The sequence below is a fragment of the Tenuifilum sp. genome (assembly GCF_037481895.1).
GTDB lineage: Bacteria > Bacteroidota > Bacteroidia > Bacteroidales > Tenuifilaceae > Tenuifilum > Tenuifilum osseticum.
The window spans coordinates 22,816-31,692 of record NZ_JBBFKU010000040.1; the positions used below are offsets into that span (position 1 = coordinate 22,816).

Below are 8,877 nucleotides of genomic sequence, written 5' to 3' on the forward strand. Positions count from 1 at the left end.
CACAAAGGCCGCTTTTTTTATAAGCCTATTAGCTTCATAATCGGATCGTCGCCACCAAACAACAGCTTTTCAGGGTTCTCAATCATCCGCTTGATATCCATCAGGAATGCTGCTGAGTCCTTACCATCAATAATTCTATGGTCATACGATAGGGCAACATACATAATAGGCCGAATTTCCACTTTGCCGTTTACGGCTACCGGTCTATCAACAATGTTATGCATACCCAGTATTGCCGATTGTGGGTAGTTTAGAATGGGCGTGGAAAGCATTGACCCAAAAATACCACCATTGGTAATGGTAAATGTTCCTCCATTAAGCTCATCGAGGGTAATTCGCCCTTCCCTTGCCTTGGTGGCAAGCCTGAGTATTTCTTTTTCAATTTCAGCAAAACTCATGGTTTGTGCATTACGAAGCACAGGAACCATTAGCCCCTTAGGGGTTTGAACGGCAATCCCCATGTCAATGTAACTTGGGGTTACTATATCTTCGCCATCTATCATGGAGTTGGTCATGGGGTGTAACCTCAGCGCTTCAACTGCAGCCCGCACAAAGAACGACATCAACCCTAACTTAACACCAAACTTTTGCTGAAAATCGGTTTTGTATTTTGCTCTAATCTCCTGCACACGGCTCATATCAACCTCGTTAAAGGTTGTAAGCATTGCCGTGGTGTTTTTAGCGGTTACCAAGCGCTCGCTAACCTTTTTCCTAAGCTGCGACATTTTAATGCGCTCTTCGGAACGTTCCAAAGTTAATGCTTCTTTGGGCTTGTCAGAGGTAACTACAAGGTAATTTAATGTATCCTTAACCATTTGTACATCACCAGCCGTAATCCTCCTGAGACCATTAAGAACATCATCAATATTCATATTATACTCATGCATGAGTTCTCGTGCCAGCGGGGTAACCTTTACTTTATCAGCAATCTTATCTTCATGTGTGGGAAAATCTGTTTTTCCCTCGGTTGTTAGTTTAGGCTTTTCAACTAATTCTACTTTTGGTTGACTCTCACTGTTGGCAGTGGGCATGGCTTTGGGAGATTTCCCTGCAAAGGATGTATCTATTCTGCAGCAAACCTCATTGACCTTTATCATGCCAACCGAAACAACTAGGACGATTTTTCCTGCTTCTGGAGCAATGATTGGTAGTGTTGCTTTCTCCGATTCAACTTCGGCTATTTCCTGATCTTTTTCAACAATATCACCATCGGATACAAGCCAGCGCGTGAGTTCAACCTCCGATATCGACTCGCCGGGCGAGGGGATTCTTACATCTACGATCATAAATGCAATATTTATAATTAACTACTTTCTTTCGAAATATTCGTACTGATTGAGCCTATCGAATCGACGTGACCCTTCCTCGCACTGCAATCCGCAATACTTGTTCTTTAACTCGCAGGTGCAGGGTCTAAATACCTTAGTGATTATCTCCTTTTGCTCCAGGTTATGAATCTTACTTAAACCAACGGCAGGACTTCCGCTTGGCGCCCTTGAGATAACCTCAAGAGGTACACCAGTTATCCTATCCTTTACAAAGTTCCATGCCCCCATATTTTGGGGCTCTTCCTGAACCCAGAGCCATTTCTTTGCATTTGGATATCTATCGAGTATTTTTTCAACTTGACGAGATGGGAAAGGATATAGCTGCTCAATCCGAACCAATGCAATATCGTTTACATCAAGTTCTTCCTTACGCTGCAGTAGATCATAGTAAATTTTTCCACTGCAGAATACAACTCGCGATACAGCTTTTTCGTCAACATTACTGTCGTCAATCACTTCTAGGAAACTGCCACTCTCGAGTTCCTGAAGGGTTGAAATATTTTTAGGGTGACGAAGTATACTTTTGGGTGTGAATACAACCAATGGGGTTCTGAAATCGCGCTTTAGCTGCCTCCGTAATACATGAAAAAAGTTGGCAGGTGTTGTAGCATTTACAATTTGCATGTTATTGCGCGCAGAAAGGGTAAGAAACCGCTCTATTCGAGCGCTGGAATGCTCAGGTCCTTGCCCTTCAAAACCATGGGGTAAAAGAAGCACAAGCCCCGATTGCAACCCCCACTTATCTTCGGCTGAACTAATATACTGATCAATAATAACCTGAGCAACATTATGAAAATCGCCGAACTGTGCCTCCCATATGGTTAACCCATTAGGTAAAGCCACAGAATAGCCATACTCAAAACCTAAAACCCCATACTCCGAGAGGAGACTATTGTAAACTGAAAACTTTGCCCTAGCATTTGAAATATTTTGAAGCGGGTAATACTTTTCCTCGCTTCCCTGAATTGAGTACACTGAGTGACGATGCGAAAAAGTTCCCCTCTCAGAATCTTGCCCACTTAAGCGCACAGGGTGCCCCTCGGCAATGAGCGTCCCGTAAGCTAAAAGTTCAGCCATTGCCCAATCAACCTTTTGCCGGGTATAGTTCTCCCGTCGCTCATCAATTATCTTAACTAACTTTTTGAAAAAATCAATTCCAGAGGGTAACTCAAGTAAAGCGTTGGAGACCATATTAAGCATTTCCTTGCTTACACCTGTATCGGGCGATTTTTCGAAATCATTACTGGATGAGTACCTATAACCACTCGATTTTTCAGGAATAAACCTACCTATCCTGATTTTTGGATTTGCCTGCGCTAACACAAAACGTTCCTCGAGCATGGTATCGTAATCCTTCCTGACGGTAGCGGCATCGTCAACCGATATCACCTTAGTTTCAACCAACTTGGAAGTATAAATATCCCGCACATTGGGATGTTTTGCAATTAAATCGTAAAGTACAGGCTGGGTAAAGCGAGGCTCATCGCCCTCATTGTGCCCATACTTCCGGTAGCCCAGCAAATCAATAAAAACATCGCGGTGAAAGGTTTGACGAAACTCAACAGCCAAACGAATTACGTGCAATAATGCCTCCGGGTCGTCGGCATTGACGTGGAAAACAGGCGATAGGGTAACCTTTGCCACATCGGTTGAGTAGGTACTGCTACGGGCATCAATATAGTTTGTAGTAAAGCCAACCTGGTTATTTAGCACAATATGTATAGTTCCTCCAGTGGAGTAGCCACTTAGCCGCGACATCTGAATGGTTTCGTATACCACACCCTGGGCAGCAACAGCCGCATCGCCATGAATGATTATTGGAATCAAACTATTAACATCGCCCTGGTAGGCATCGTCAATTCGGGCGCGAGCAATACCTTCGGCAACCGGGCCAACAGTTTCAAGGTGCGAAGGGTTTGGAACAAGGTGTAACCTTACCATTTTACCCTTATCGGTTTCAATGGTATTGCAGTATCCTAAATGGTACTTAACATCGCCAAGGGTTGATTCATCGTCGTATGCCTCACCAATAAATTCGGCAAAAATTTCCTCGTAGGGCTTACGCATTATGTTGGTTATCACGTTTAAACGTCCTCTGTGAGCCATACCAATTACAAATTCCTTTACCCCATGCTCAGCACCATGTTCAATGGTAGTATCAAGTGCAGGTATAAGCGCCTCAAGCCCTTCCAGCGAGAATCGCTTTTGTCCAACAAACTTCCTATGTATAAACTGCTCAAATCCTACAGCTGCGGTTAGGTGGTAAAGAATATGCTTCTGTTGGTCGGGGCTAAACTGGGTATGGTTTAGGGTTCCCTCTACCCTACTCTGTATCCAATCAACCAGTTTTGGCTCCCGCAAGTACATGTATTCAACGCCAATACTACGGCAGTATATCCTGTTTAGCCTTTCAATGATTTCAGAAAGAGTAGCGTTAGGCAAACCTATTAGTTCACCAGCTTTAAATCGGTTGTCTAAATCTTTTGTACCTAAACCAAAGTTTTCGATATCAAGGGTTGGTGAGTAGCTACGGCGAGTCCGTACCGGGTTGGTCTTTGTGAACAGGTGCCCCCGCATACGGTATGCTTCAATTAGCTTTATCACCTTGAATTCTGAGTCAGCAATACAATCCTGTGCACTGTGAGACCCAGAAATAGCCAGGTCGAAACCCAAAAAGAACTTTTGCCAGCCCTCATCTACTGAACTTGGATTACTCTTCCACATCCGGTAAAGTTCATCAATAGTCTTAGGATCGATATTACCAAGAATGTTTTCCATACTCAAAAATTTTCAATAACCAACACTAAGCAGATACTAAAGTTCAAAATAAGCCTCAATTTTGAGTAAAAAGATTTGTGCAAAGTCAACCGGTGTAACCAAACAGCTTTTTCTGCTTTATAGTTTTAACCACATACTTGGGCACCATGCTTTCCCATCGCTTATCGTTGCTTTGTATCAGGCTTAAAACTTCATCCGAGGTTATTTTAAGCCACTGCTCATTTACGCCTGTTAGACTAACAATCAAATCGTTCTGCTTCAGGTAATGGAAAATGTGCATCACGTCATCGGGAATTGTAATATCGGTGATGTACCTAATATTGCCAGTGTTTCGGTCAAGTGCAGGATAAATATAGAACTTTGTACGGGCAGGAAACATTTTGCCTACAGCCTCAAGTAAGCCTCCAGGTAAATTTGCATAGTAGGATTTATCAAGCACCTTCATAAAGGTTGGTATACCCATAACTATTCTAAGGTTTTTATGCTTAAACCTTCCAAAGTAATCAACCAATCTATAAAACTCCCTAAAGTTTGATATTAAAACGTTTTGACCCATCCCATTTAGCAAATCAACCCGATCCAGGAAATCGCGTTCTTTCAGCTCGCCCTCTTCAAGAAGATTATTAAGTGTGATTTCACAGATCTGAAGGGTATTATCGGGTTTAAACAAAGCATTTTTCTTAAAATGAGCATAAGATGTTTTTAAGATATCGAAGCCCACGTAGGTAATTGGTCTGAAACGTCCCCTAAGTACCAATGCGTTCTTCTTATACAGCATATCGTCGGGCTCCTGAACATTGCCATACCGATCGAAAAAAATCGCCGGGGTCATACCATTCTTAACCAGTTGAACCCCCAAGAGCCTATTGTCCACGTAATCCAGATCGGGCCCACTCATTCGAACCATGGTTATCTCAACCCTATCGGTTGAAAGATTATCCATAAGCGACTGTAGGAATAGTGTGGGGCTTTTATGGTAGTAAAAACAGGCATAAATAAGGTTTACGCCAAGAGTTCCTAAGGTGTACTGCTGCAAAATAGCATCGTTCTCATTCAGGCGAACGTGAACAACCACCTCGTTAGCCGTGCCTTGTTTGGTAAGTTCAAAACGTACACCAAGCCAACCATGTCCCTGGTTATCCTTTCGGAAGTTAAGCGTTTCAACCGTATTTGCAAAAACAAAGAAACGTTTATCGGGACTTCTTTCAGAGTTAAGCACATCAATTAGCTGTTTGTACTCAGCATCAAGCATTTGCTGTAAGCGTTTTAGGCACACGTACCGTCCGCTATCGCCATCGCTATACAGGTAATCGCTAAACACCTTATCGTATGCGGAGATGGTTTTAGCAATAGTTCCCGATGCCCCACCCGCTTGGAAGAATGCACGTGCCACCTCCTGTCCTCCGCCAATTTCAGCAATCGTACCATAAATTGTTGGGTCAAGGTTTATGGCTAAAGCCTTTCGCTTGGTGGTTAGTATATCGCGTTCCATGTGATGGTTTTGTATAAAATTACAAAAAAAAGGGTAGTTTGTTCAAACTTTTTGTGGCTAACAAATTTTTGTGCATCAATAAAAAAAGGCTCTACGAATTGTAGAGCCAAAACCAAATAATTTATGCGATTACTATTCTCCTTTTATCAGTTCAATGCTCCGCTTCACAAACCGGCTTAAGTCCTCACCCTTTAACATGTTGTTAGCCAGTAATGCCAGATCGATAAGCTGCTTTACCAACTTGTAATTTTTACCAAAGTCCTTTAGAACTGCGCTACGTTCCTCCTCCAGCTTATCGAGCTGTTTTTCGGCATCGGCAAGGGCATCCTTATCGGCTTGAGGTATCTCCTCGTCCTTTTTACCCTTCTGAGCTTTTTCGAGCTCCTCTACCTTAGCCTTTACAGGCTTTATCTTCTCATTAACCTCGCTGAGCTTTTCGCTAAGCTGCTTGCTTTTAGCTTCAATAATAGATTTAACCAAGGGGTGCGATACGTTGACCACAAGGTTACGGCTATCGGGCATGCTACCGTAAAAGCTTGAAGTTGGGCTCATGGCCGACATATCCTTCATGCGGCGCATGAACTCGGACTGGGTGATAACCACCGGATTTACCCCCTCGCCAAGTTCCTCAAACGATACCCAGTAGTGATCCTGAGCTGGAAGCGCACCCTCAAAAACTAACCTTAAATCGGCTTGTTCCTCGGCTGGTAGGCTAACCTCCTTTCTGTCCTCCTTAACAATTAGCTTGTCAATTACGTCGGAATCGACACGGGCAAATCGGGTATCCTTCAGCTTGGTCTCCAAAGTGTTTATGAAATGAGGATCAAGTTGTCCGTCCATCAGTAGCACATCGTAACCACGCACTTTTGCCTCCTCTATGTAACTGTGCTGATCGTCCTTGTCGCTGGCATACAGGTAAACAAGGGTTTTGTTCTTATCGGTTTGGTTTTCCTTAACCAGCTTTTCGTACTCCTCAAAGGTGAAATATTTACCATCAACATTTTTGAGTAAAGCAAACTTCTCGGCACGTTCATAGAACTTTTCGTCGGTAATCATGCCAAATGTGATGAACAGCTTAAGGTCGTCCCATTTCTTCTCAAACTGTTCACGGTCATTCTTGAATATTTCCTGAAGCCTATCGGCAACCTTTTTGGTAATATGCGATGATATTTTCTTTACATTCGAATCGCTTTGCAGGTAGCTACGCGAAACGTTCAATGGAATATCGGGCGAATCGATAACGCCATGAAGCAATGTCAAAAATTCAGGCACAATACCTTCAACCGAATCGGTTACGTAAACCTGATTGCAGTATAGCTGAATTTTATTCTTTTGAATGTCGAAGTTAGTTTTTATTCTTGGAAAGTAAAGGATACCCGTTAGATTGAAAGGGTAATCCACATTCAGGTGAATGTAAAAAAGGGGCTCCTCCTGGGCGGGATATAAATCGCGGTAAAACTTTTGGTAGTCCTCATCCTTCAACTCGGCGGGTTTGCGAGTCCAGAGCGGATTGGTTTCGTTAATTATTCTGTCTTTCCCAGTGTCAACCTCCTTGCCATCCTTCCATTCCTTTTCGGTTCCAAAGGCTATGGGGATGGGCAAGAACCGACAATACTTGCGAAGCAATTCCTCAATCCTATGATCTTCAAGGAATTCCTTTGAATCGTCGCTTATATGTAAAACAATATCGGTTCCGCGAGCTTCACGGTCAGCGTCTTCAATTTTATACTCAGGTGTACCGTCGCAACTCCAGCGAACTGGTTTGGCGCCATCCTGCCATGAACGGGTAATAATCTCCACCTTATCGCTAACCATGAACGATGAGTAGAAACCAAGCCCGAAATGGCCAATAATACCGTTAGCCTGGGTTTTATACTTTTCCAAAAACTCCTCGGCACCTGAAAAAGCAATTTGATTGATATAGCGGTCAATTTCATCGGCGGTCATGCCCACACCACTATCGCTAATTGTGAGTGTTCCCTTTTTCCTATCAACCTTCACCCTGATGGTAAGGTCGCCAAGCTCTCCCTTAAAATCGCCAACCGATGCTAAAGTTTTTAGCTTTTGGGTGGCATCAACGGCGTTGGAAATTAACTCCCTTAAAAATATCTCATGGTCAGAATACAAAAACTTTTTTATTATTGGGAAAATGTTCTCAGTGGTTACGCCAATTTTTCCTGTTTGCATTGTACATCAATATTTTAGGTTCAACATTATCGATACATACCTTACCCAACTTTTCAATTCCAATGCCAACAAAGGCGTTGATAAAGATATCAAAATGAAATTTTGAGTATCAACCTGATAGTCAATATAATGACAAAGCGCAATGGAGTTGACAAGAAAATGTCAATTAGGCAAGCCTATGCAATTTTGTCAGATTAAATAGTAACCAATAAGTAGATATGACGCCATGATAATGATTGTTCCAATCCAGATATACAACGCTATTTTAAAATCTTTCTTACGTTGTGCCAGGGCTTGTTTGCTGAATAGCAATGCGATATGGTTGTTTATTCGGAGTAGTGCGCTATCGTCCTTATTGATAACAGCCACAGCACCAAGTTTTTTAACGTAACCACCATACTCCTGTTCGTCCTCATTGGCAAGCATAATGGCATTTACAAAGGGTTTAATCTTTTTGAGCGATTCAAGAATCTCTATACCATTCATCAGGGTTTGATTCTTTTCATCGTAAAATGTATAGCCAATAAGGGCAACATGAGTTATGCGCTTGCTAAGCTTCTCGGTTTTTAAATAGTTAATAAACTCCTCGCCATTTGCGAATTTTTTGATATAAAAAGGCTCAGAGCATTCCAAGCCGTTAAAAAGGATGTCGGACCACTCAATGCTGTAGTCAACAATGTAGATTGCTATTTTCCTTCTTATTTTATCAAGGGTATCCATTCCTGTCATGTGTTGACCACAGTTATTTTGGTTAAAAATACTAAATCGATACGGTAAAAGTATTATTCATTTAAATATGAGTAAAGGCTAAACTACATTGTAATACAAATTTATAAAATTTTAAACCGAAGTGCCATGAATTAACAAATTCAACCGGGCTAATTTTAGAGGAATGAGTCGGAATGAGTCGGAATAAGCAGAATGTGATGGAGTTAGAGGATGTTGAGTCCGTTAAACGTGAATCGTGAGCCGTGAAACGCAAGATTTGAGGCGGAATGAATCGGAATGAGTCGGAATGAGTCGGAATAGATAGAATATTATGGAGTTAGAAGAAGTTAGAGGAAGTTTGAGTCCGTTAAACGTGAATCGTGA

Annotated in this window: 5 protein-coding genes; all 5 read right to left on the bottom strand. The window is 42.2% G+C overall.

Annotated features, from left to right (window positions below):
• Positions 1–17: 17 nt before the first annotated feature.
• The 5 genes from odhB to WHS63_RS11345 all read right to left on the bottom strand — a co-directional run bounded on the left by odhB (position 18) and on the right by WHS63_RS11345 (position 8,505).
• A complete protein-coding gene (odhB, locus tag WHS63_RS11325; RefSeq protein WP_445205204.1) occupies positions 18–1,286 on the bottom strand; it encodes a 2-oxoglutarate dehydrogenase complex dihydrolipoyllysine-residue succinyltransferase in 1,269 nt (422 codons plus the stop codon).
• Between the two features lie 21 nt (positions 1,287–1,307).
• Positions 1,308–4,106, bottom strand: coding sequence for a 2-oxoglutarate dehydrogenase E1 component (locus tag WHS63_RS11330; RefSeq protein WP_445205205.1), 2,799 nt, complete (start codon positions 4,104–4,106; stop codon positions 1,308–1,310).
• A gap of 85 nt (positions 4,107–4,191) precedes the next feature.
• Entirely contained in the window at positions 4,192–5,598 is a 1,407-nt protein-coding gene (locus WHS63_RS11335) for a hypothetical protein (RefSeq protein WP_369490513.1), read from the bottom strand.
• Positions 5,599–5,730: 132 nt separating this feature from the next.
• On the bottom strand, positions 5,731–7,785 hold the full coding sequence (htpG, locus tag WHS63_RS11340; RefSeq protein WP_445205206.1) for a molecular chaperone HtpG: 2,055 nt from the start codon (positions 7,783–7,785) through the stop codon (positions 5,731–5,733).
• 189 nt (positions 7,786–7,974) lie between these two features.
• Positions 7,975–8,505, bottom strand: coding sequence for a hypothetical protein (locus WHS63_RS11345; RefSeq protein WP_445198914.1), 531 nt, complete (start codon positions 8,503–8,505; stop codon positions 7,975–7,977).
• Between the last annotated feature and the right edge of the window lie 372 nt (positions 8,506–8,877).